The organism is Novosphingobium decolorationis (genome assembly GCF_018417475.1).
Lineage (GTDB): Bacteria > Pseudomonadota > Alphaproteobacteria > Sphingomonadales > Sphingomonadaceae > Novosphingobium > Novosphingobium decolorationis.
On sequence record NZ_CP054856.1, the window covers coordinates 3,086,341 to 3,108,066 of the forward strand.

At 68.1% G+C, this 21,726-nt stretch carries 18 protein-coding genes; 6 read left to right on the plus strand and 12 right to left on the minus strand.

The features are described 5' to 3' along the window. The 3 genes from HT578_RS14440 (at nt 1) to HT578_RS14450 (ending at nt 2,823) form a co-directional block, all read left to right on the plus strand. On the plus strand, nt 1-840 hold the full coding sequence (locus HT578_RS14440) for an SDR family NAD(P)-dependent oxidoreductase (RefSeq protein WP_213500255.1): 840 nt from the start codon (nt 1-3) through the stop codon (nt 838-840). Nucleotides 841-868: 28 nt separating this feature from the next. Further along, nucleotides 869-2,023, plus strand: coding sequence for a cytochrome P450 (locus HT578_RS14445; protein WP_213500257.1), 1,155 nt, complete (start codon nt 869-871; stop codon nt 2,021-2,023). Between the two features lie 119 nt (nt 2,024-2,142). Then, nucleotides 2,143-2,823, plus strand: coding sequence for an SDR family oxidoreductase (locus HT578_RS14450; RefSeq protein ID WP_213500260.1), 681 nt, complete (start codon nt 2,143-2,145; stop codon nt 2,821-2,823). A gap of 145 nt (nt 2,824-2,968) precedes the next feature. On the opposite strand, the gene HT578_RS14455 is transcribed toward HT578_RS14450, so the two are convergent. Both HT578_RS14455 and HT578_RS14460 read right to left on the minus strand, forming a co-directional pair. Continuing rightward, nucleotides 2,969-4,381: a sensor histidine kinase gene (locus HT578_RS14455; RefSeq protein ID WP_213500262.1), complete on the minus strand. Its 1,413-nt coding sequence runs from the start codon at nt 4,379-4,381 to the stop codon at nt 2,969-2,971. Continuing rightward, nucleotides 4,371-5,036 carry a response regulator gene (locus HT578_RS14460; RefSeq protein ID WP_039389457.1) on the minus strand — a complete coding sequence of 222 codons (666 nt, stop codon included), beginning with the start codon at nt 5,034-5,036 and terminating at the stop codon, nt 4,371-4,373. The genes HT578_RS14455 and HT578_RS14460 overlap by 11 nt, the downstream gene beginning before the upstream one ends. A gap of 351 nt (nt 5,037-5,387) precedes the next feature. Here HT578_RS14460 and HT578_RS14465 point away from each other — a divergent pair, with 351 nt between their 5' ends. After that, nucleotides 5,388-6,887, plus strand: coding sequence for an OprO/OprP family phosphate-selective porin (locus tag HT578_RS14465; RefSeq protein ID WP_213500264.1), 1,500 nt, complete (start codon nt 5,388-5,390; stop codon nt 6,885-6,887). A 135-nt stretch (nt 6,888-7,022) separates the two neighbouring features. On the opposite strand, the gene HT578_RS14470 is transcribed toward HT578_RS14465, so the two are convergent. Next, nucleotides 7,023-8,447 (minus strand): MFS transporter, encoded by a 1,425-nt coding sequence (locus HT578_RS14470; protein WP_213500266.1) that lies wholly within the window; start codon nt 8,445-8,447, stop codon nt 7,023-7,025. 261 nt (nt 8,448-8,708) lie between these two features. Here HT578_RS14470 and HT578_RS14475 point away from each other — a divergent pair, with 261 nt between their 5' ends. Further along, nucleotides 8,709-9,635, plus strand: coding sequence for a LysR family transcriptional regulator (locus tag HT578_RS14475; RefSeq protein ID WP_213500268.1), 927 nt, complete (start codon nt 8,709-8,711; stop codon nt 9,633-9,635). 10 nt (nt 9,636-9,645) lie between these two features. Here HT578_RS14475 and HT578_RS14480 read toward each other — a convergent pair whose 3' ends face one another. Together HT578_RS14480 and HT578_RS14485 are read right to left on the minus strand one after the other, a co-directional pair. After that, the gene (locus tag HT578_RS14480) at nt 9,646-11,823 is read right to left on the minus strand and encodes a xanthine dehydrogenase family protein molybdopterin-binding subunit (protein WP_213500270.1); all 2,178 of its coding nucleotides are present in this window, start codon (nt 11,821-11,823) and stop codon (nt 9,646-9,648) included. Beyond that, nucleotides 11,820-12,266, minus strand: coding sequence for a (2Fe-2S)-binding protein (locus HT578_RS14485; RefSeq protein WP_213500272.1), 447 nt, complete (start codon nt 12,264-12,266; stop codon nt 11,820-11,822). The genes HT578_RS14480 and HT578_RS14485 overlap by 4 nt, the downstream gene beginning before the upstream one ends. 138 nt (nt 12,267-12,404) lie before the next feature. Here HT578_RS14485 and HT578_RS14490 point away from each other — a divergent pair, with 138 nt between their 5' ends. Next, a complete protein-coding gene (locus tag HT578_RS14490; protein WP_213500274.1) occupies nt 12,405-13,610 on the plus strand; it encodes an FAD-dependent monooxygenase in 1,206 nt (401 codons plus the stop codon). 24 nt (nt 13,611-13,634) lie between these two features. On the opposite strand, the gene HT578_RS14495 is transcribed toward HT578_RS14490, so the two are convergent. From HT578_RS14495 to HT578_RS14525, 7 genes are all read right to left on the minus strand, one after another. Next, on the minus strand, nt 13,635-14,441 hold the full coding sequence (locus HT578_RS14495) for an alpha/beta fold hydrolase (protein ID WP_213500276.1): 807 nt from the start codon (nt 14,439-14,441) through the stop codon (nt 13,635-13,637). Beyond that, entirely contained in the window at nt 14,438-15,835 is a 1,398-nt protein-coding gene (locus tag HT578_RS14500) for an FAD-dependent oxidoreductase (RefSeq protein ID WP_213500278.1), read from the minus strand. The genes HT578_RS14495 and HT578_RS14500 overlap by 4 nt, the downstream gene beginning before the upstream one ends. 97 nt (nt 15,836-15,932) lie before the next feature. After that, on the minus strand, nt 15,933-16,301 hold the full coding sequence (locus HT578_RS14505; RefSeq protein ID WP_213500281.1) for a hypothetical protein: 369 nt from the start codon (nt 16,299-16,301) through the stop codon (nt 15,933-15,935). Between the two features lie 25 nt (nt 16,302-16,326). Further along, nucleotides 16,327-16,905: a TonB-dependent receptor domain-containing protein gene (locus HT578_RS22425; RefSeq protein ID WP_213500283.1), complete on the minus strand. Its 579-nt coding sequence runs from the start codon at nt 16,903-16,905 to the stop codon at nt 16,327-16,329. Further along, nucleotides 16,851-18,806: a TonB-dependent receptor gene (locus HT578_RS14515; protein ID WP_213500285.1), complete on the minus strand. Its 1,956-nt coding sequence runs from the start codon at nt 18,804-18,806 to the stop codon at nt 16,851-16,853. Before HT578_RS14515 ends, HT578_RS22425 begins: the two co-directional genes overlap by 55 nt. 172 nt (nt 18,807-18,978) lie before the next feature. Beyond that, complete coding sequence (locus HT578_RS14520; RefSeq protein WP_213500287.1) at nt 18,979-20,049, minus strand: class I SAM-dependent methyltransferase; 1,071 nt, start codon at nt 20,047-20,049, stop codon at nt 18,979-18,981. A 28-nt stretch (nt 20,050-20,077) separates the two neighbouring features. Further along, nucleotides 20,078-21,529, minus strand: a complete 1,452-nt coding sequence (locus HT578_RS14525; protein WP_213500290.1) for an FAD-dependent oxidoreductase — start codon at nt 21,527-21,529, stop codon at nt 20,078-20,080. Nucleotides 21,530-21,726 lie beyond the last annotated feature (197 nt).

Consider the following 21,726-nt stretch of genomic DNA (forward strand, 5'->3'; position numbering starts at 1 on the left):
ATGGCTGGGGAACTGGACGGCAAGGTCGCCATCGTCACCGGCGGGGCGGGCGGGATCGGCAAGGCTACCGTCGACCTGTTCGTGGCCGAGGGCGCGCGGGTGGTTGTCGCCGATGTCGACACCGATGCGGGCGAGAGCCTGTGCGCGAAGCTGGGTTCGGCGGCGGTTTTCCGCCGGGTGGACATGGCGCAAAAGGGCGAGGTGGAGGCACTCGTCGACTTCGCGGTGGAGCGTTTCGGGCGGCTCGATGTCATGTTCAACAACGCGGGGATCGCCTGCGGTGCCTTTCCCGATTTTCTCGACGACACGCTGGAGGACTTCGCCAAGGTCGTGGGCGTCAACCTGTTCGGGCCGATGGTCGGCACGCAGGCCGCCGCACGCGCGATGAAGCGGCAGGGAGGGGGCGGCGCGATCCTCAACAACGCCTCGATCGCGGGCGTACTGGCAGGGCAGGCGATGATGACCTACCGCGCCTCGAAGGCGGGGCTCATCCATTTCAGCAAGTCGGCCGCGATCGACCTCGCGCGCCACGGCATCCGGGTGAACTGCCTGGTCCCGGGCCATATCCGCACACCGCTCAGTGCGTTCGAGGAAGGCTCCGGGGCGGACAATCTGGCGCAGCTGAGCCAGGAAATCGACGCGATCTACCTCTCGAACCAGCCGCTCAAGCGCCGCGGCTGCCCCGAGGACGTCGCGCAGGCCGCGCTGTTCCTCGCCAGTGACCGCGCCGCACAGATTACCGGCATCGCGCTTCCGGTCGAAGGCGGGGTCACCACCGGCGATCCGGTCAATCATCTCGCAGACATTCTGGAGGCCCGCAGCCGGGTTCTGGGCGCATGAGCGGGTTACGCGAAGGGAGAAGGTGGTGATGGAAGCCCAAGTGGACGAGCGCAAGTCGGCGGCGCTGGCCGAGGCGAACCTGCGTGTCGAGGACGGCGCGCAGAAAGTGACGACCTTTGCCGCCGCGCGCGAGATGCTGCGCCACACGCAGGTCCTGCAGGACGGGGCCGGCGCGGACGAGGTGGACGTGGGCGATCCCGAACAGGTCCCGGTCTTCTATCTCGACGGCAAGCCGCACAAGACCCGGCGCGCGGCCATTGCGCGCTTCTTTACCCCGCGCGCGATTTTCGAGCGCTATCAGGCGGTGATGGAAGCCACCACCGACCGTCTTCTCGCGGATTTCCGGGCGCGGGGCGAGGCGCGGCTCGACGAGATCAGCTTCGAGCTGGCGGTCGCGGTCGCCTCCAAGATCGTCGGGCTCTCGCAAAGCGATCCGCACGACATGGCGCCGCGTATCGCGGTGCTGCTGCGCGCCTCGTTCACCAACGCCAAGGGGCTGGCGCGCTGGAAGAACCTGCTGCTGCGTTCGTGGTACGGGTACCGCTTCTACGTGAAGGACGTGCGTCCGGCCGTGCGGGTACGGCGTGAGGAACCGGGCGAGGACATCATCTCGCAGTGCCTCGCCAAGGGCTATTCCGACAAGGCGATCATGATCGAGTGCATGACTTACGCCACGGCCGGGATGGTCACCACGCGCGAGTTCATCGTGATGGTCGCCTGGTACATGTTCGAGCGCGACGAATTGCGCGCGGACTTCCTTGCTGCCGACGAGGAGAGGCAGTTCGCCATCCTGCTGGAGATCCTGCGCCTCGAACCGATTGCCGCGCTGCTCTATCGCCGTTCGGCGCAGGACCTTCCCGAGACCTGCCTGGGCGCCTTGCGCGAAGGGGCGCGCTTCGTGGTCGACATGCGCGCGGTCAATGCGGACGAAGCGGCGGTCGGGGCCTGCCCCCATGCGCTCGATCCCGACCGTGCCAGGGGGCAGCAGGGCACCTTCATGAGCTTTGGCGACGGCGCGCACCACTGTCCGGGATGGCAGGTGGCGCTCCACGAGACGCGCATCTTCATTGACCGCCTGCTGCGCGTACCCGGTGTCGCGATGGTGAAGCCGCCCGAAATGCTCTGGAACGCGCCCCTGATGAGTTACGAACTGCGCGACGCACAGGTGCGCTGCACACCCTGATCGACGGGCGATATCGGCGCTGCGATACGCCTTACGCTTGTTCCCGGCCCCCCGCCGTGGCTACCACGGGGGCAGACGTGGTGCGCCGTCCGGCGCCGGACAGGCTGGGAGAAACGCAGATGGCAGGCAGATATATCGTCACCGGCGGCTTCGGGGTGCTGGGCCGCGCCGTCTGTGCCCAGCTCCGCCGTGAAGGCCACCGCGTCGGCGTGATCGACATGGCACCCAGTCCGGATGGCTACGAAGGTCCCGCCGAGGGGGGCATCGACCTCTCCGATCCCACGCAGGTCGGGCCTGCCGTGGCGCGGCTGGTCGCGGATCTGGGCGGGCTTGATGGTCTCGTCAATGTTGCGGGCGGTTTCGTGTGGGAGCCGTTGGGGCCGGGTTCTCCGGCCACGTTCGAGCGGATGTACCGCACCAACCTGCACACCGCGACCACGGCGTGCGAGGCGGTGCTGGATACGCTCGCGCCGGGTGGGGCCATCGTCAACATCGGCGCGGCGGCGGCCCGCGCTGCGGGCGAGGGCATGGGCGCCTACGCGGCGTCCAAGGCCGGGGTCCTGGCGCTGACGCAGGCGCTTGCCGCGCAGCTGCGGCCCCGGGGAATCCGCGTGAACGCGGTCCTGCCCACCGTGCTTGATACCCCGACCAACCGCGCCGACATGCCCGATGCCGATCCTGGCGAATGGATTGCTCCTGCCGCCGCAGCGCAGGTCATCGCCTGGCTGCTTTCGCCTGCGGCATCTTGCGTGACCGGAGAGGGGATCGCGCTTTCGATGGGGCAGGGAAAAGACAATTGAAGAAGACCATCCAGGGGGCCATCGCCCTCGGGCTCCCCAAATGGGCGACCTCACCACTTCAAGCCAAGGTGGCGCGCGAAAGGTAAGGCGGCCCGTTTGGGGAGCCCGAGGGCGATGGCCCTCGGATATGTCTTCCTGAAACCCTTTAGCTCCCTTCGGGAAAGATGAGAGTGACGCACAGGCCAGGGTGCGCGTTGGCGACCGCGACCTGCGCCTCCATGCGCCGCGCGGCCGAGCGCACGATCGCAAAGCCCAGGCCACTGCCGCGCGTGCCCACGCTGCTCTCCAGCCGCACGAAGCGCGCGCCAAGCCGGGCAAGGTCGGTTTCCGAGAGGCCCGGGCCGGTGTCGCGCACCGAGATCGTGCCCGGCGCGGTGATCGCGACGGTGATCGTCCCGCTCCCATTCCGTGCGCCGTAGCGGATCGCGTTGTCGATCAGGTTGGCGAGGATCTCGAAGACGAGCGTACGGTAGCCGGATACGCACACCGCGCCCGCCTGCGGGGCTTCCAGCACGAGGTCGATGCCCGCATCGATGGCCTGGCCGATGTGGCGATTGACGACCGCAATGGCCACTTCGCGCAGGTTCACCCGTTCGCGCGCCGTGGGGACGCCCGCTTCCTCGGCCCGGGCCAGCACCAGCAGCTGGGTCATCAGGTGTTCGAGCCGCTCGGTCGCATCGGCGATGGCGGCAAGGGCCCTGGCATCGCCGCGCCGGGCGAGTGCGACCTGGACTTTCAGTGCCGAGAGGGGCGTGCGCATCTGGTGCGAGGCATCGGCGGTGAAGCGCCGGATACCGGCCGTGGCCGTGTCGAGACGTGCAAGAAGGCTGTCGAAGGCTTCGGCAAGAGGGCGCAGCTCGCGCGGGAGAGGCCCGGCATCGAGAGGGGAGAGGTCGGGCGCGCCATGTGCCTTGCGCCGGGCGACGGCATCGCGAAGGCGCGCGAGCGGGCGCAGGCTCCAGCTGAGGGCAGGACGCAGGAGGAGGACGGCAAGGCCCACCAGCACGGCTTCGCCCAGGACCAGCGCGGCAATGAGACGGTGGCGCAGGGCCTGGCGGTGTCCCAGCGTCTCACCCACCTGGACAAGGACCGGGGTGGAGAGGCCAGGGAGCGGACGGCGCATCTCGGCAAGGCGCAGGCGCAGGCCCTGATAGGTGACGTAGCGGAAGGCCGGTTCGCTGCGCGGCAGGGCGGCGATGTCCTCGGGAGCGGGCAGGTCGCGGCGCCCGGACAGCGTGCGCGCGCCCAGGGCAAGGCGGTAGTAGACGGTATCGCCCTGGGGCGTCTCCAGCATGGCCAGGGCGGCCGGGTGGAGGGGAAACAGGAGCAGCTTGCCATGTTCGACCTGCACGCTTTCGGCAATTGCGGCGAGCGCGCCGCCCAGCACGCGGTCGTTGCCGGTGCGCACCACGCGCGTGACGATGACCGCGCCGATCAGGGCAAGAACGATGGCGACGCCCGCCATCGGGGCGATCATTGCGAGCAGCAGGCGGCTGCGCAAGGCAGGTGTTCGCGCGTCGGCAGGGGTGCCGGCTTCGCGGTGCAGTTCAGCGGGCATCGAGCATGTAGCCGATCCCGCGCACGGTGCGGATGCGCGGGCCTTCGGGCCCCAGCTTGGCGCGCAGGCGCGTGACGTAGACCTCCAGCGCGTTCTGCCCGACCGGTTCGTCGAAGCCGAAGACTTCGCCCTGCAGGATTTCGCGCACCACGATCTGCCCGGCCCGCGTGGCCAGGGCATCGAGCACGGCGGCCTCGCGGCGGCGCAGGTCGAGCGGGCGCCCAGCGAGGCTCGCCTCGCCGGTGGAGCGGTTGACACGCAGCGTGCCGATGGTGACTTCGGGGGTCGGATCGCCGCCGCGCCGACGACCAAGAGCGCGCACGCGCGCCTCCAGTTCCTCGGGCGCGAAGGGCTTGCGCAGGTAGTCGTCGGCGCCCAGGTCGAGGCCGCGCACGCGGTCATCCAGCCCATCGCGCGCGGTCAACATCAGCACCGGCACGCGCGCGCCGCGGCGGCGGAGCGTGCGCAGCACCTCGAAGCCGTCGATGTCGGGCAGGCCTACATCAAGGATCAGCGCGGCGTAGGGCTCGTGGGTGACGAAGAGGAGCGCGTCCTCGCCGCAGGTGACATGATCGACGGCATGGCCAGCCCCGCGCAGCAGGTCGCACAGGCTGCGGGCGAGCAGATCATCGTCTTCGACCAGCATGATACGCACGCGGTGGGTTCTTTCCGTGAAAGGTTCGCGACAGGCTGGGGACTTAGCGCAAGCGGCTCTGGAGCCCGGCCCTTTTGGCGTGTGCGGGCGGGAGGAGTGTCAGCCTTGCGTCCATACCTGCGTCTGTTCCGGTCCTTGCGTCCTTCGCGGGAGGGCGCGCGCCCTTGCGCGCAAGTCCTCGACAGGCGCGCTCTTAGCGTGCGCCTGGCCGTGCACGAAGCGGAATATCTCCCTGATTGCGCGGCCTTGCGTGCCTTTCCTGCAAGCGCGCGGATGCGCCTTGTCTCCCTCTTCCAGGCGCCCGCTGTGTCACCTGCGCGGCGCCGTTTCAGTCCAAGGAACCCTCTCCCCATGCGAATGCTGAAATGCGGTTGTGCGCTCGTTGCGATTGTGGCGGCGAGCCCGGTTCTCGCCCAGACTGGGCCCACGGCCCCCACCAACGAGACCCTGGCAGACCTCGTGCGGCGCCAGGCCGCCGAGATCGCCGATCTGCGCGCCCGGGTCGAGCAGCTGGAAGGTCATGGGGCTGCCAGTACTTCCGATGAAGCCCCGGATTCGGTCATTGTCGTGTCGGCCGAGGAGAAGGACAGCGGCCTGGGCGCGAACGCGCGCGTCGTGACGCTGCCCTATGCTCCCCAGCTCATCACGCCGACCCCGGTCGAGCGTGACATCGTGCGCGCGCAGGCGGCAAAGGATGCCGGTGTCACCACCGAATGGGGGGCGGGGCTTCCCGTGTTCCACTCGGCCGACGGGCAGTTCAGCTTCAAGCCGCGCGGGCGCATCCTCAGCGATGTCGGCACGACCTTCGGCTCGGACCACGATGCGCGCAACATCACCACCACGGGCATGCGCTCGCTGCGGCTGGGCTTCGAGGGCGGGGTGGGCACGCACCTGTTCTACCAGCTCGAAGCGGAGCTGGGGCAGAGCAAGGTGCAGATCATGGCCGCCTCGCTGGGCTGGCGCGACAACATCAGCGCGAAGACCAGCTTCGACGTGCAGGCGGGCAACCTCTTCAACGACCGGTCCTTCGATGGCTCGACCGGCTCGGATTCCACGCCCTTCATGGAGCGCAGCGTGGTTGCCGATGCGATCGCGCCGGAGCGGGGCTACTTCGGCATGGGCGCGATGGGGCGGCTGTACTTCCCGGCAGGCCACCTTGCGGTGACGGTGACGGGCGACACCGTCGATGCCGATCATACGCAGAGCGACAGCCGCACCGCGATGGCGCGCCTGCATCTCAATCCGCTGCATTCGGATCGGGGATTGCTGCACGTTGCGGCCTGGGGCTTCGACGAAGCGCTCAACGGTGCCTCGCGCACGCTCACCCCGAGTACCTTCGTCGACACCCGCTTCAACGGGGCGCTACGCGTCCAGAGCGGCGCGCTGACAGGGGCGACGGGCACCACCGGCTACGGCTTTGAACTGGGCGGATATCAGGGGCCGGTCTGGTTCATGGCCGAAGGGGGCGAGCGGCGCGCGCGGCTCGACGATGGGCGGCCCGATTTCCGCACACGGGCCTACAGTCTCTCGGCCGGGTGGTTCGTGACGGGAGAACTGCCGCCCTACAACCCGCGCGTGGGCAGTTTCGGGCGCCCGCATGTCCTTTCGCCGGTCTTCGATGGCGGACCGGGCGCCATCGAGCTCACCACCCGCTACGAGCAGGTCTCCTTCCGCAACCTGCCCGACCCGGCCGACGGCTGGTCCGAGACGCTGGGCGCCAACTGGTACCTCAACAGCTTTACGCGCATCCAGCTCAACGCCGTCTACTGGAGCGTGACCGACGCGCTGCCGGCCTATGCCGGCACCGACAAGGGCGAGACACTTGCCGCGCGCTTTGGCGTTACATTCTGAAACATGGCTATCGCCTGTTGAACACGCGTCTTTCAAGAAATTGACAGGCGAGGGGCCCTCTTGACCTAATCGCGTTCAGGTCAGGGAGCCCCACCCGTGTTTCGACGCCCACCTGCTCACGTCCGACTTTCCGCTTCAACCGGCTGCCGCGGTGGCCGTCCCCTCGCTGTCGAGGCCGACGTCCTGCGCGGCAAGCGGCGCTTCGGCGACGGTTTCGACAAGGTCGGGCTCGGTCAGGGTGTAGCCGCGCAGCAGGAAGATGCTGAGGAGCGGGGCAAGGGCGGGAATGATGGCAAAGCAGATGCGGATCGCAAAGACCGCGCTCGTGCTCTGGGCCTGCGCGGCGCCCGTGCTCGAGGCGGCGTAGCCCATGGCCGAAAGGGTCGCGCCCATGATCATCAGGCCGCCCGCGTTCGAGATCTTGTCGACGAAGCTCATGAAGCCCGAGAAGGCCCCCTCGCGCCGCTGGCCCGAACAGATGAAGTCGTAGCGCACGGCGTCGGTCAGCATCGAGGCGGCGAGCAGGACCACCCCGCTCATCGCCGCGCCGATCACGGTGGTGCGCAGGCCAAGCACGATCAGGCTCTCATGGGGACCGGCCAGCGCCCAGCTCAGCACCGCGAGGCCGTAGACGGCGAGCGCGGCGATATAGGCGTTCTTCTTGTCGAAGCGGCGCGAGATGCGCAGCCAGGCGGGCAGGGCGAGGATGTTGCCCGCCGTCAGGAAGACATAGAAAAGCCCCAACCAGGCATCGCTCCGCGCCAGCACATACCGGGTGAAATAGGCGTTCGAGACGCTGGCCGTCGCCACGCCCACCATGAAGACGATGTGGACGAAGACCATGATGCGAAAGGGCTGATTGGCCCAGGCAATGCGCAGCTGGTCGGTGAAGCGGCCAGGATGGTTGGCTTCGGCATTGGTGGCCCGTGCGCGCAGGAGGAGCGGGATCGAGCCGAGCGCGAGCGCGCCGATGAGACCGGCCAGCACCCAGCCCATCGCGGCGTGCCCGGCGCGGCCCGCACCCCAGCTTTCAAGCAGCCAGGAGGGCACCGAGGAGCCCAGGATCTGGCCCGCAAAGCTGCCGTAGGTCTTCCAGGCAAGGATGCTGGAGCGGGCGTGGTAATCATCGCTCACCTCCACGATCATCGCCGTGCTGGGCACGGTGTAGAGCGAGAAGGCGGTGCCGTGGAGCGCCAGCATGACGCCGATCCAGAGCAGCAACAGGGGCTGGCTGTCCCAGGCTGGGGCGGCGAAGATGCCGACGATGGAGAGCGGCATCAGCAGCCCTGCAGCAAACAGGAAGGGCACGCGCCGTCCCCAGCGGGTGCGCGCGCGGTCGCTGGCGTACCCGGCAAGCGGATCGACGAAGCCGTCGTAGATCTTCACCAGCGCGAAGAGCGTGGCCGCGATCCCCGCCGAAATCGCCAGGTTGTCGGTCAGGAAGCGCAGCACCAGCACCGCGATGACCTGATTGGCCGCCATCATCGCGGCCCCGCCGATGGCAAAGCCCAATACGACCGAGCGCTGCGTTCCGGCCAGCTGGCCTCCTGCCTGTTTCATCGCGTTCCCCCTTGCTGTGCGGGCGCGCGCGACAGGCCCCTGCAGGGGCGCTGCGGCCCTGCGCGCTCTCGGGGAAAAGGAAGCCACAGGAGGCCGGGGAATGCCACTGCGCCCGGATGCGCAGCAGGCTCTCCCAGGTGCGCTGCGGATTTGATAATTAAGTTTTAAAAACAATGATTTGAATGGGTGGTTCAACTTCGCAAGGCACGAAATCGACGACAGTTACTAGCAGATATGCCGGCTCGGCATGAAGGGGGAAGAATGGACACGCGCAAGTTCGATTACTTCATTTCCGTCGCGGAAACGGGCAGCTTTTCGCAAGCCGCTGTCAGTCTGCGCCTGTCACAACCCCTCCTCAGCCGCCAGGTGCGCAACCTTGAAGAGGAACTGGGCCTGCCGCTGTTCTACCGCAACGGGCGCGGCGCGACCCTGACCGAGGCGGGGCGCTGCCTGCTCAAGAACGCACGCAACGTGCGCGAGGCGATCGATGCGACCTACAGCGAGCTCAGCCAGCTGCGCAATCTTCTGGCCGGGACCGCCGCGATCGGCATGCCCACCAGCGTGGGCCGGGCGCTCAGCGTTCCGCTCGCCCAGCATTTCAATTCCGAGCTGCCCCACGTGAAGCTGCACCTCGTCGAGGGGCTGTCCAGCGACATTGCCGAGCGCGTCCAGCAGGGGCGGCTGGACGTCGCGATCCTCTATTCGCCGATCCGCAGCCAGAACATGCTGTGCGATCCGGTGGTGGAAGAGCAGCTGGTGCTGGTCAGCAAGCGGGGCAGCGGCCCGGCGGGGCCTGTCTCCTTCGAGGATCTGACCCAGCTTCCCCTCATCATGACAGGGCCCCATCAGCAGCTGCGCCGCGATCTGGAGAAGGCCGCTCGGGCGCGCGAAGCCGAGCTCCAGATCGCGGTCGAGATCGACGCGCTGGGATCGATTCTCGAACTGGTCGAGGAGGGGCTGGGCCATGCGATCCTGCCGCCGGCTGCACTTCTGCGTGACGAGGGTATGGAGCGCTTCGATGTCGTGCGCATCGACAGCGATCTTGTCCGCCGCACGCTTTACGTGGCGACGGGGCCGCAGCGTTCCGACGCGGTGCCCAGTCACAAGCTGGCGAGCCTGGTGAAGGAGAAGCTGCTGGGCCTCACCGGCCGCAACACCTGGCAGATCGTCGAGAGCCGCAGCGTGTAACGCGGCGCTTTCAGGCAGAGGCAAAGACCGGGAAGTGGGTGACTGGCGCCGTGCCCATGCGTTCCAGGGCATTGATGACGGCGGGCGCCCCGGGCACCGAGCCGGGCTCGCCGATACCGGACGGCCGATCGGCGCTCTCGACCATGTGGACTTCGATGCGGCGGGGCATCTCGTTCATGCGCAAGAGGCGGTAGCCATCGAAATTGCCCTGCCGCGCGGCGCCGTGATCAAGGTTGATCTCGCCGTAGAGCGCGCTCGAAAGGCCAAATCCGGTGCCGCCTTCGACTTGCGCGCGCACGGTGTCGAGATTGACGGCAAGGCCGCAGTCGACCGCGCTGACGATCCGCTCGATGCGAAAGTCCTCCGGGCTGCCGCTGAGCTCCGCGACCTGCGCGACGCAGCTGCCTTCCGAGCGGTGGACCGCCACGCCGCGGGTGATCCCATGCGGCGGCGGGGTATCCCAGCCTGCGGCCTTGGCCGCCACGCGCAGCACCTGCGCCTGGCGCGGTTCAGCACCCAGCAGGGCGAGGCGGAAGGCCACGGGGTCGGCCCCGGCGGCGCGCGCCAGCCGGTCGACGAAGATCTCCTTGGCAACGCCGGTGTGGTTGTTCGAGATCGAGCGGTAGGTGACGACAGGAACCTTCGCGCCTGCATGGAAGAAGCGCAGGCGCGAGTGGGGATGGTCGTAGAGGTCGTGAAAGTTGCCTTCCAGCACGGTGATGTCGCGGTAGGGGGCTTTGGGGTAGGGGCTGTTGCCGGTGACCGACTGGCCCGCAAGGCGCATGTCGAGCGCGAGCAGGCGTCCTTGCGCATCAAGGCCCCCTTCCATCGCGTAGACCATCAGCGGGCGGTAATGTCCCCCGCGCATGTCGTCCTCGCGCGTCCAGGTGAGCTTGATCGGGTAGGATGCACGCGCGGCCTTCAGGAGCTGGGCGAATTCGACTACCCAGTCGCCCGTGAACCCGGCGCGGCGCCCGAAGCTGCCGCCGGCGGGGACGGTCTCCAGTTCGACCGCCTCGGCCTCGATCCCCAGGATCGCGGCGACCTGCGCGCGGTTGTCGGTCTGGGTTTGGAAGCCGCCGCGCAGTTTGCAGCGGGTTCCGTCGAAGCGGCCCAGCAGCGCCAGCGGTTCCATCGCGGCATGGGCGAGGTAGGGGAAGGTGAACTCGGCCTCCACGCGCGTGGCTGCGCGCGCCAGCATGGCGGCGGGATCGCCGCGCACGTCGTCCCAGCTGGGCGCCTGCCGGTCCATGGCGGCGCGATGGTCGCGCGCGATCTGAGCATCGCTGCGCGTCTCGCCCCCGTCGTCGGACCAGGTCAGGGTGAGCGCGTCGCGCGCACGCAGGGCATGCCAGGTCGTGCGCGCGATGACCGCGATGCCCGACGGGATTTCGACTACCGCTTCGACGCCGGACATGGCGCGGGCGGCGCGGGTGTCGGCATGGAGCAGGCGAGCCCCGAAGCGGGGGCTGCGCGCGACGACCGCGTGGCGCATGTCCTCCCAGGCCCCGTCGATCCCGTATTTCGTCTGGCCCGTGACCTTGCCCGGCATGTCGGTGCGGGGCGTGTCCTGGCCGAGCAGGCGCCAGGCCGAACGCGGCTTGAGCGCCACGTTTTCGGGGACGTCTTCGTCCGCCGCGTCCCTTGCGAAGTCCCCCAGCGAGGCGCGGCGCGCGCCGTGGGTCAGTACGCCATCGCGCAGGGAAATGGCCTCGACAGGGACGTCCCAGCTGCGCGCGGCGGCGGCAAGGACCATGGCGCGGGCAACCGCACCTGCGCGCCGCAGCTCATCCCAGCTGTTGGCGAGCGAGGTCGAGCCCCCGGTCGCCTGACGCTGGAACATGTGGTTGGCGTAGGCCGTGTCACTCACTGGCGCGCCGAGGACACGGACTTTCGTCCAGTCGGCGTCGAGTTCTTCGGCCACCAGCGAGGCGAGCCCGCTCCAGGTGCCCTGGCCCATGTCGAGATGCTTGGAAAAGACCGTGACCGCGCCATCTGGCGCGATTTCGAGGAAGCGGCGCACCAGTTCGTCGCCCGGCACCTGGTCGGCGCGGAACAGGCTGTCGCCGAAGGGATGGCCCTGGCGGTGGATTTCGCGGGCGCGTAGCGATTTTGGGACCAGTCCCAGAAGCAGGCCACTGCCCGCCATGACCACGAAAGCGCGCCGGGAGGTGGCCACGCCGGTCATATGGCCGCGTCCAGCACGGCGGCACGGATGCGCAGGTATGTGGCGCAGCGGCACAGATTGCCGCTCATTACCGCCTCGACTGTCTCGGCATCGCCGTAGCCGGCCTCCAGCAGCGCGATGGCGGTCATGATCTGGCCGGGCTGGCAGTACCCGCACTGGGCGACCTGGTGGCGCAGCCAGGCGTCCTGCACCTTGCTTGCAGTTGCGCCGGTGACGCCCTCGATGGTGACGATGGAGCGGCCCGCCGCTTCCTCCAGCGTCACGCTGCACGCGCGCGCGGCTTCGCCGTCCAGATGGACCGTGCAGGCGCCGCAGTGCCCCGCGCCGCAGCCGAACTTGGTGCCGGTAAGTCCGGCCAGATCGCGCAGCGCCCAGAGCAGAGGCATGTCGCCCTCGGCCTCGAGTGTGGTGGGCGTTCCGTTGATGGTGAGTGTGATGGCCATGCTGGGAGCAGCATGCGGGGGGCAGGGCTGGCCGGTCAAACCGGGAATGGCGCCAGAAAAGGCATAACTGGAATGATTTGCCTTGCCGGGAGCAGGCTTACACCTTGGCGGCGTAACCAGGTCTTTCAGGGGGACAACATGGCAGCGAACGGGTCCGGGAGTGCAGGCGCGCAGGATGCCGACATCCTCATCATCGGGGGCGGCATTGCGGGGCTGACGGCGGCGCTCGGCCTTATCCGGCAGGGCCGCAAGGTGCGCCTCTTCGAGCAGGCCGAGGCGTTCGGCGATGTCGGCGCGGGGATCACGCTCAGCCAGCCCGCCAGCCGGGGCCTGTTCTCGCTCGGCCTGCGCGAGGCCATCGAGGCGGCCGCCGACATTCCAGTGCGCGCAGGCGGTGCGGATTGGCGCACCGGCGAACGGCTGGGCGGCCCTGACCAGATGGCAATTGCGCGTGAGCGCGGCGACATCCCCTATTTCTACCAGCTCCACCGCGCCGACATGCACGCGATCCTGGCGGACGCGGTTGCGGCGGCCGATCCCGAGGCGATCACGCTCGGCGCGCAGATGACCCGTCTGGAGCAGGACGCGAACGGAGTTACCGCGCACTTTGCCGATGGTTCGTGCGTGCGCGCTCCGATCCTGGCGGGGGCGGACGGCATCAATTCGCGGGTGCGCGCCGAGCTTTTCGGTGAGGAGAACCCGCGCTTTACCGGGCAGGTGGCCTACCGTTTCCTCATTCCGTTCGAGGACGTCCACCACCACATGCACCTGGGCCCTTCGGTCAATTACCTCGGGCCCAACCGGCAGGTGCTGGTCTACCGCATCCGGCACGGTTCGGTGGTCAACGGGGTGGCCTTTGTAAAGACCGACAGCTGGACCGGCGAGGGCTGGTCGACCCCGGCCGATGTCGAGGAACTGCTGGAGAAGTTCGAGGGCTGGAACGCGGACGTGCGCGGCCTCATCGCCAGCGCCCCGCGCGAGGGCACGCGCAAGTGGGCCCTGTTCGACCGCGATCCGCTGCCGCAATGGACGGTGGGCCGGGTGACCCTGATGGGCGATGCGGCGCACCCGATGCTGCCCTTCCTGGGGTTGGGCGCGGCGATGGGGATCGAGGATGCCGTGGTTTTCGCGCGCAGCCTGGGCGAAACGGCGGATCCGGTCGCCGCGCTCCAGCGCTACGAGGCGACGCGGCGTGAACGCGCGAACTGGGTGCTGCTCGCCTCGCGCAAGCAGGGCGAGATCAACCAGTCGGGCGACACCTCGCGGCGGGCCGCGCCCGACCCCCGCCACGAAACACTGATGACCTACGATCCGGCCACGACCGAGATTGCCGCCTTCGCCTGAGACACGCGCGGCGGGAGGCGCAACCTAGAGGCTCTGCACGAAGTCGGCGACGGTCTGGGCCCAGGCTTCGGGCTGCTGGTCGACGATATCGACCCCGCCGCCGTCGAGCGCCACCCAGGCGAAATCGGGACGCAGTTCACGGGCCTTCAAGGCATGGTCGTGGATGATGTCGCCGGTGTTGGTGAGGATCAGCGCCGGGCAGGCGATGGCCGCCAACGTCTCTTCCTGACGGTACTGGAAGGCGGCGTGGTGGCCATGCCAGTAGGCGCCCTGACCCTGAAAGGCCATGACCACGTATTCGCTCACCCGCTCGGGTTCCACCGTGCCAGCAGCCAGACGCGTGCGCGCGGCGTGTACGGCGGCGAACTGGCCGCCGTCGGCCTGGGCGGTGATCGTGCGCTCGCGCGGATAGCCGTTGGCGAGGAACTCGGCGCGCTCCTCTTCGGTCAGCGGCATGGGTCCGTTGAGGACAAGCGCGCGCACCCGGTCCGGGAACTGAAGTGCGACTTCGGTGGCGACAAGAGCGCCGGTGTGGTGCCCCAGGATCGTGGCGGAGCCGTGGCCGAGCGCATCAAGGACAGGGGGCACGCAGGCCGCCCAGTCTTCCACGCGCGGAGTGCCCTCGACGGGATCGGACATGCCAAAGCCGGGCATGTCGATGGCTACGGCGTGAAAGCCGCGTCGCGCCAGTGGCTCCAGCACCCGGTCGTACTGGGCCGAGGTCATCGGCGCCTGGTGGAGGAGCACGATGGGCAGGCCCTGACCTTCGTGGCGGTAGTGGATCTGGCCGTAGGGCCCGTCTGCATAGCCGCGCGCTGCCCAGCGCGTCATGCCAGGACCTCACGGCCGAGCTTTCGCCCGAACGTGATCGCGGAGGAAACGATCGAGCCGCTGAGGAAACCATGGCCGAGGAACCCGATGCCGATCACCTCGCCCGCGGCGTAGAGCCCCTCGATGGGATCGCCGGTGGTCGAGACGACCTGCAGGTCCTTGTTGACCTGGACGCCGGGGTAGCAGCTGATCGAACAGCCGTAGTGGCGCACTGCGTAGAAGGGCCCGCGCGCGATGGGGGCGGGCAGGTGCTGACGGCGCCACATGTCGCTGCCGACGGCCTGGCCTGCGTTGTAGAGCGTGACCGTCTGCGTCAGCGTCTTTTCCGGGAGGCCGCAGAGCCGGGCGAGTTCACCGATGTTCTCAGCGACGACAAAGTCCTCGTTGTCGCCGCGCAGGAGCTCGTCGAGCTGTTCGTCGCTCCAGCGGAAGACGGGCGGGGCGTCCTCGCGGATGCGCTCGTCCCAGATCATCCAGAAGGCCCAGCCCGGCTGGGCCATGACCGCGCGTTCGCGCGCGTCGATGCTGGGCTCGTCCTCGGGCATGAAGCGCTCGCCGTGCGCGTTGACGTAGATCTCCCAGGGCGGGCGGCGCGAGGGCAGGATGTCGCTGTGGATCCAGGCCGAGGCCGGGCTGTCGAGACGCCGCGTGCCGCCAAAGGCGGGCAGGCAGTAGTCGGTGAACCACAGGCGTCCCCCGGCCGTGCGCACCGGGTCGATGGCATCGCCGCGCACGGTCTCGACGTGGTAGCGCAAGGGGACGAGGCCGTGGAGTTCCTGCCAATGCCGTGCGCTGCCACTGAAGCCGCCGGTGGTGAGGACGACGGCCTTTGCGGCGATTTCGCGCACCTCCTCGCCGCTCTTGGCCACGATCCCGCAGACCTGCCCATGGTCGAGCAGGAGCTCGCAAAAGCGCGTGCCGGTCATCACGGTGAGGTTGCCCTGCGCCACGGCCGTGTCGATCTGCGCCTGGTAGGCTTCGATCAGGGAAAAGCCCTGGTTCGTGCTGCGGTAGGTGCGCGGGCGGTCGTAGAGGTCGTGTTCAGGGGCGAGCACGGCTTCGCCCGGATCGCAGGTCCAGCCGATCGAGAGCAGCCATTCGAGCATGTCGCCGGCCTCGTCGACCCACAGGCGCAGAAGTTCGGGGTCGCCGGTGCCGTGGTTGATGCGCAGGCAATCGGCGAAGTGCGCATCGGGGCTGTCTTCCACGCCTGCGGCCTTCTGGAGCGAGGTGCCCGCCGCGCTGATCGAGGCGCTGGAGAGGTGAAGTGTGCCGCCGATCTCCTCGGCGGCTTCGACCAGCGCGACGCGCAGGCCCCGCGCGGCTGCACCAAGGGCGGCGGGCACGCCGGCGGTTCCGGCTCCCACCACGAGGACGTCGAATTCGTATGGCATCTTGGGGGGCTCTCCCGGGTGTTCGCCGTGCGGGCTGGTGCTGCGCGGATGAGGGACAGGCCCGGCGCTTCCTGTCGGGAGGACCGGGCCTCTGCGCTCACATGTTCCTGGAGAAGTCCATCTGCTTCACGTTGGCGCCGCCGCGCCGTTCCAGCGCGCCGAAGGTGCGCTTGATGAAGATGTCGCGCTCCTGCGCCCAGGCGGCAAGGTCCTCGTCGCTGGGCTGGTACTGCTCGATGTCGGCGCTCGAGACGCCGACTTTCTCGAGCACCTTCTCGGTCACCATCAGGCGGCGGCGCATGGTCCACATCTCGGCGCCCAGCGCGACGACGACGTGCATCAGGTTGTCCACGACCTGCTCGGGAAACAGCGAGATGTTGTCCGAATCCGCGAAGATGAAGTCGTCCTCGGCGGAAACGAAGCCGGTCTCGGCGCCTGTATCGCGGGATGCCTCGGTTACACTCATGGCAGTTCTCTCTTCTTGAAGGGGATCAGAATTCGTAGCTGAAGCGGATGCCCAGCCGGCGCTTTTCGGGAAGCGCGATGCGGATGTCGTTGGTCGCCAGCGTGACGAGGTCGGTGCCGCGAAAGCCGGTGAGGGTCTGTTCGTTGAACAGGTTGGTGGCGAAGGCCTCGAAGGAGAGGCCGTTGTCCTGGCGTGCGCCGATGCGCAGGTCGACCTTGTCGTCGTTGCGGCTCCAGGCCGCGTTGTAATAGTCGACGTACTGGCGTCCGCGGTGGCGGTAGTCGATGCGGGCATAGCCCCACCAGTCCTCGGCAACCGGGTGCTCGTAGCTGGCGGACGCCGTCCAGGTCAGGCGCGGCACGCCCGAGAGGCGGTTGCCGGTGGCATCGTCGGTCCCGGCGATGTTGAGGCACTCGGCGCACACGAAGCTCTTGATCTCGGATTCGGCGAGGCCGAACGAGCCGCTGAGGCTGAGGCCCTCTGTGGGCGAGACATCGCCTTCCAGCTCGATGCCCCACAGGTCCACCGCGCCGATGTTCTCGGTGACGTTCAGCAGGTTGATGGTGGGCGAGCCGTCCGGATAGTAGGTGTAGCTGTTCGCCACCTGGCCGCCCGGTACTTGTCGATGTAGATTGCCGCGCGCAGCGAGGCGCGCCCGTTCCAGAAAGCGGTCTTGATGCCCGCCTCGTAGTTGTCGAGCCGCTCTTCATCGTAGGTCGCGCCCGCCGAGGTGGCGATCTGGGCCTGCTCGGTGGGTGTGAGTGCGCTGTAGCCATCGTTGAAGCCGCCCGGACGGTACCCGCGCGAGAACAGGACGTAGGCGGTGCTGTCGGGCGCGAAGGCATAGTCCAGTGTGACGCGCGGCGAGAAGCTCTTGAAGGTGGCCCTGGAGACCAGCGCTTCGGGGTAGTAGACGCCCGAGCTGCTGGCGAGGATCGAGCTTTCGATCTTGTCCCACTGGTAGCGGCCTTCCGCGCCGATGGTCAGATCTTGCGTGATGTCGAAGTAGAGCGCGCCGAAGATCGCCGGAGTCTCGGGCTTCTGGTTGCGCAAGGTGCTCGAATTTCCGCTGCCAAAGACGTTGAGGCCGTAGATCGCGCCGTTGTCGTAGTTGGCGGTGAAGTAGCTCGCGCCCAGGGTCCAGCGCAGGCGGTTCGTCTGCGCCGAGGTCAGGCGGATTTCCTGGCTGAAGTCGCTGATGTCGGTCTGGTAGTTGAGCAGCCAGTGGTTGAACGAGGGCGCGCCCGGGATGATCCCGAAGTTGGGGTTGGGATAGCCGCTGGTGTCACGGAAGGTGAGGTCGAGCGCGGTCTGCGTGCGGTCGGTGTGGTAGGCCGTGATCGAGCTCAGGAGCATGCCATTGCCCATCTCCCAGTCCATGCGCAGGTCCGCCTGCACCGTCCGGCGCTTGAGCCCGGAGCGCGGATTGAACGAGGGATCGAAGATCGTAGGGTAGCCATCCACGTTGTCGATGAGGATGTCGTAGGCGGCCGCGTCGAGGTCGTAATTGCCCCCGATCAGCGCCTCGGGCATGCGGTTGGGCAGGGCCCCGCACCAGTAGCTGCCCGAGGTGCCACCCAGGTCGCAGTTGAATTCGGTATTCTTGAGCGCGGCCTGCGCCGGCGGGCCGTCGTGCATCTCGCCATAGGAGAAGAAGCCGGTGATCTTGAGGTTCGAGGCAGGCTCGAACAGCATCTGGGCGCTGACTGCATCGTTCTTGCGGTCGCCGAAGGTCTCGTTGGGATCGCCCGAGTTCGTGTACTGCCCGCCCTCGAAGACATGGCTGCCGCCTACGCGCAGGGCCAGGACCTGGTCGATGAGGGGAAACTCGACACTGCCCGAGACCTGGTTCGAGCCGTAGTTGCCGAACATCGCCTTGATCCGGCCGCCGAATTCATAGGAGGGGGCCTTGGTCACGAAGTTGACCGCGCCCGAGAAGGTCGAGCGCCCGAAGTAGGCCGCCTGCGGGCCTTTGAGGACCTCGACCCGGGCGACGTCGTCGATTGCGGGGACCGTGGAATTGATGACCGGCGCGCCGTCGATGAAGACGAGGCCGCCCTGCGAGATCGGCGTGACGTTGGCGAGGAACAGGCCGCGGAAGGTCAGGTTGTTGATCGAGCGGTCGTTGCGCCCCGAGCCGCCGCCCGCCTGGTTCTGGAACTGGAAGCCGGGCGAATTGTCGGAGATGTCGTTGAGCGACTGGATGTCCTGCGCCTCGAGCGATTCCGAGGAGAAGGCGGTGATTGCGAGGGGGACCGATTCGAGGCGTTCCTCGGTATGGCGCGCGGTGACCAGGATGGCCTCGCCGCGCGTGGCCTGGGCTGGTTGGGCGGCGGGTTGGGCGACGGGTTCGGCACTGGGGCCGGACTGCGCGAACGCCGTACCGGGCAGCAGCGCGGCGCCTGCGGCGAGCGCGGTGGCGAGTGCGGGAACGGCGGCGGCGGCGCGCAACGTGCGGCGGCGGTCGGCGCGGCGTTTTTCGGTTCGGGTCGTGGTGGACTTCATGGTTACGCTTACCCCCCTCTTGATCGTGTCTCTGGTCGTGCCTCGGTCGTGTCGCAGTGGCGCGTGGACGCACCGGTCCTGACGGGGCTGCGCAGCTGGCGGCCCTGGGCTCTGCGGGAATGCGGGAAACCCGCCGGGGCCTGAACCGCCCCGGCGGGTGGGATGTCGTGGTCTATTCGGGCTTGCGCGCGATGTAGCAGGCGATCCCCCAGTGCCGGTTCTCGCCCTTCTCGACCTCGAATCCGGCTTCGCGCAGGGTGTCGAGGAAGTCCTTCTGGCCGAACTGGTGCGACCAGCGCTCGGCGTTGTAGACATGGTCGATCCAGCCCATGAAGCGGCGGTAGGGATCGTTCGAGCGGGCGCGTCCGGTGTGGAAATCGGTCACGTCGAAGACGCCGCCCGGACGCAGGATGCGGAAGACCTCCTTGACGATGTCCTTCGCGCCCTGTTCGGACACCTCGTGGAAGAGGATGTAGGCCGCGACGATGTCGACGCTGTTGTCCGCGAACTTGGTGTCTTCGGCGAGGCGCTGGGCGAAGTGGACCGGCGTGCCCAGCTCCACCGCGCGGCGGTGGGCATAGCGTACCAGCGGCCCGCCGACGTCGAGGCCCCAGACCTCGGCCTCGGGGAAGGTCTCGGCCAGCGCGACACTGAGCCGGCCAATGCCGCAGCCGATGTCGACGATGCGTTCGATCTTGCCGTCCCTGGGCTTGGCCAGCGTCTGGGCGATGCCGAACTGGAACTCGTCCTCGTTGTTCTGGCCCTTGTAGAAGGTGTTGGTGCCGTAGTGGTAGAGGGGCCCAGCAAAGTCGTTGCCGGTGTAGCCGCCCGGCTGGATGTGGATCTCGTGCTTGACGTAGTCGGGCATCTCCATGCCGGTGTTGAGCTCCAGCGTGCCGGGGCCCTTGGCGTCCACGTCCTGCATGTCGGCGTGGTAGAAGTCCTTGTGCTGCTCGTAGTGGTCGAGCACGTTCTGCCACATCAGCTGCTGGCTGGAGAGCCAGGCGCGGATGCGCGTGGCGATGATCGGATCGTCGTGGAACTGGTCGCGGAAGGCATCGAGCGGGGCGTCTTCGGCGTTGATACGCAGGTCCGCCATGATCTCGTCGGCGCGTTCGCGCGCGGGCTTGTCGAGATCGTTGTAGGTCCAGTTGCGAAAACCCAGGACGAAGTCCGAGTAGCTTTCGACATCGAGGCTGCGCACGCGGCGGTTGCGCTTGGAAAATCCGCGGTCGGTCAGCATGGAGGGTCTCCTTGAAAGGCGCGTCCGGTCACGCCGGGCTCTGTGCGGCGATGTGGGTGTGCGATGGGGTGGCGGCCGCTGCGGAAAGGCGCTCGCCCAGCAGCCTGCCGAAGGTGAGGGCCGAGGACATCGTCGATCCGCCGAGGAACACCTGGCCAAAGACGCCCATGCCCAGCACTTCGCCCGCGGCGTAGAGGCCCGGGATCGGCGCGCCGTCTGCATCGATCACGCGAAGCTCGCCGTCGACGCTGACTCCGCCCCAGGTCACGACCGAGGTCGAGACATGGCGGACTGCGTAGAACGGCGCCTGGGCGATGGGACAGGGCATGTGTTCGCGCCCGAAGGCGTCTTCGCCGCTCTTCTGACCTTCGTTGTAGGCGGTGATGGTGGCTTCCAGCGTGGCCGTGTCGAGCCCGCATTTCTCGGCCAGTTCGGCAATGCTGGCGGCCACGACGAAATCGGGGCTCTGCGCGAAGGCGCGCGCGACCTTTTCCGGCTCCCAGCGGAACAATGGCGGGGCCTCGGCCCGGATGTGCGCATCGTAGATCGTCCAGAAGGCCTGGCCCGGCTGCGCCCGCAGTGCGCGCTCGCGCCCGTCGGGGCTGGGCAGGTCCTCGCGCAGGAAGCGCTGGGCCTGCATGTTGACGTTGATCTCCCAGGGCGCGCGCATTGAGGGCGCGACCATCGAATGGATCCAGAAGGTGCCGGGGGCATCGATATCTTCCGAAGCGCCATAGGTGGGCAGGAAGTTCTGCGCATGGGCAAGGACCGCGCCCGCCGCTTCGGCGGCCAGGTGCCCATCGCCCCGGCAGGTGGGCCAGGCGTAGGTGCGATAGGGGGTGCCGGGGTGGAGCCGCTCCCACAGCGCGGCATTGGCACCGTAGCCCCCGCAGGCGAGCACCACGTTGTCGGCGCGAAGCGTGGTCTGCGATCCATCGGCTCCGCACACGTCCACACCGACGACGGCGCCCGTGGCATCGCAGGCCAGCGCGGTCATGCGCGTTGCCAGCCTGAGGTCGATGCGCCCTTGCGCGACCAGTTCGAGGACCTTGGGCACGAGCGTGTCGGCAAGGTCCTTGCCCCCGCGCGGCGGGGTGAAGGTGCGCGGCGCATCATAAGCTTCGTGCGCGGCGCTGAAGGTGGGCATCTGTTCGCCGAACGGGACACCTTCGGTATAGAGCCAGTCGATGGTGGTGCCTGCATTGTCGGTCCACAGGCGCAGCACGTCGTCCTGGGCGCTGCCGCCGCCGATGGTGAGGCAATCGCGGTAGTGGCGCTCGGCGCTGTCCTCGATGCCCTTGGCCGCCTGCGCCTTCGTTCCGCCGCCGGCAATGCTGCCACCTGTCAGGTGCAATGTGCCGCCGAGCTCCTTGGCGGCCTCGACCAGGACCACCCGAGCCCCGCCGCGCGCGGCCGTGATCGCCGCGGGAAGTCCCGCCGTACCGCCGCCGATGATCGCGATGTCCCAATGCTCTGCCATGGTCGCCCCCCTGCAAGGCTGCACGTCGTGCCGCGCCGTTCGGACCGGGCCGGAAATCAACGGGCCAGTCCGGGTCAAATCCCCATGGCATGGAGCGTAAGTCGCAAGGCAAGGTTCGAACAATAGTCGAAATAGGCATATCTAAAAGGCCCTCTGGACATGCCCAATTTAGTGGAAAGCGTCCCGCCTCTTCATAT

Coding starts and splice junctions, on each gene's coding strand:
- HT578_RS14450 (WP_213500260.1), top strand. CDS start 2,143: ATGGCAGGCAGATATATCGTCACCGGCGGCTTCGGGGTGCTGGGCCGC.
- HT578_RS14505 (WP_213500281.1), bottom strand. CDS start 16,301: ATGAGTGTAACCGAGGCATCCCGCGATACAGGCGCCGAGACCGGCTTC.
- HT578_RS14490 (WP_213500274.1), top strand. CDS start 12,405: ATGGCAGCGAACGGGTCCGGGAGTGCAGGCGCGCAGGATGCCGACATC.
- HT578_RS14485 (WP_213500272.1), bottom strand. CDS start 12,266: ATGGCCATCACACTCACCATCAACGGAACGCCCACCACACTCGAGGCC.
- HT578_RS14445 (WP_213500257.1), top strand. CDS start 869: ATGGAAGCCCAAGTGGACGAGCGCAAGTCGGCGGCGCTGGCCGAGGCG.
- HT578_RS14525 (WP_213500290.1), bottom strand. CDS start 21,529: ATGGCAGAGCATTGGGACATCGCGATCATCGGCGGCGGTACGGCGGGA.
- HT578_RS14470 (WP_213500266.1), bottom strand. CDS start 8,447: ATGAAACAGGCAGGAGGCCAGCTGGCCGGAACGCAGCGCTCGGTCGTA.
- HT578_RS14465 (WP_213500264.1), top strand. CDS start 5,388: ATGCGAATGCTGAAATGCGGTTGTGCGCTCGTTGCGATTGTGGCGGCG.
- HT578_RS14440 (WP_213500255.1), top strand. CDS start 1: ATGGCTGGGGAACTGGACGGCAAGGTCGCCATCGTCACCGGCGGGGCG.
- HT578_RS14495 (WP_213500276.1), bottom strand. CDS start 14,441: ATGACGCGCTGGGCAGCGCGCGGCTATGCAGACGGGCCCTACGGCCAG.
- HT578_RS14500 (WP_213500278.1), bottom strand. CDS start 15,835: ATGCCATACGAATTCGACGTCCTCGTGGTGGGAGCCGGAACCGCCGGC.
- HT578_RS14515 (WP_213500285.1), bottom strand. CDS start 18,806: ATGAAGTCCACCACGACCCGAACCGAAAAACGCCGCGCCGACCGCCGC.
- HT578_RS14455 (WP_213500262.1), bottom strand. CDS start 4,381: ATGCCCGCTGAACTGCACCGCGAAGCCGGCACCCCTGCCGACGCGCGA.
- HT578_RS14480 (WP_213500270.1), bottom strand. CDS start 11,823: ATGACCGGCGTGGCCACCTCCCGGCGCGCTTTCGTGGTCATGGCGGGC.
- HT578_RS14475 (WP_213500268.1), top strand. CDS start 8,709: ATGGACACGCGCAAGTTCGATTACTTCATTTCCGTCGCGGAAACGGGC.
- HT578_RS14520 (WP_213500287.1), bottom strand. CDS start 20,049: ATGCTGACCGACCGCGGATTTTCCAAGCGCAACCGCCGCGTGCGCAGC.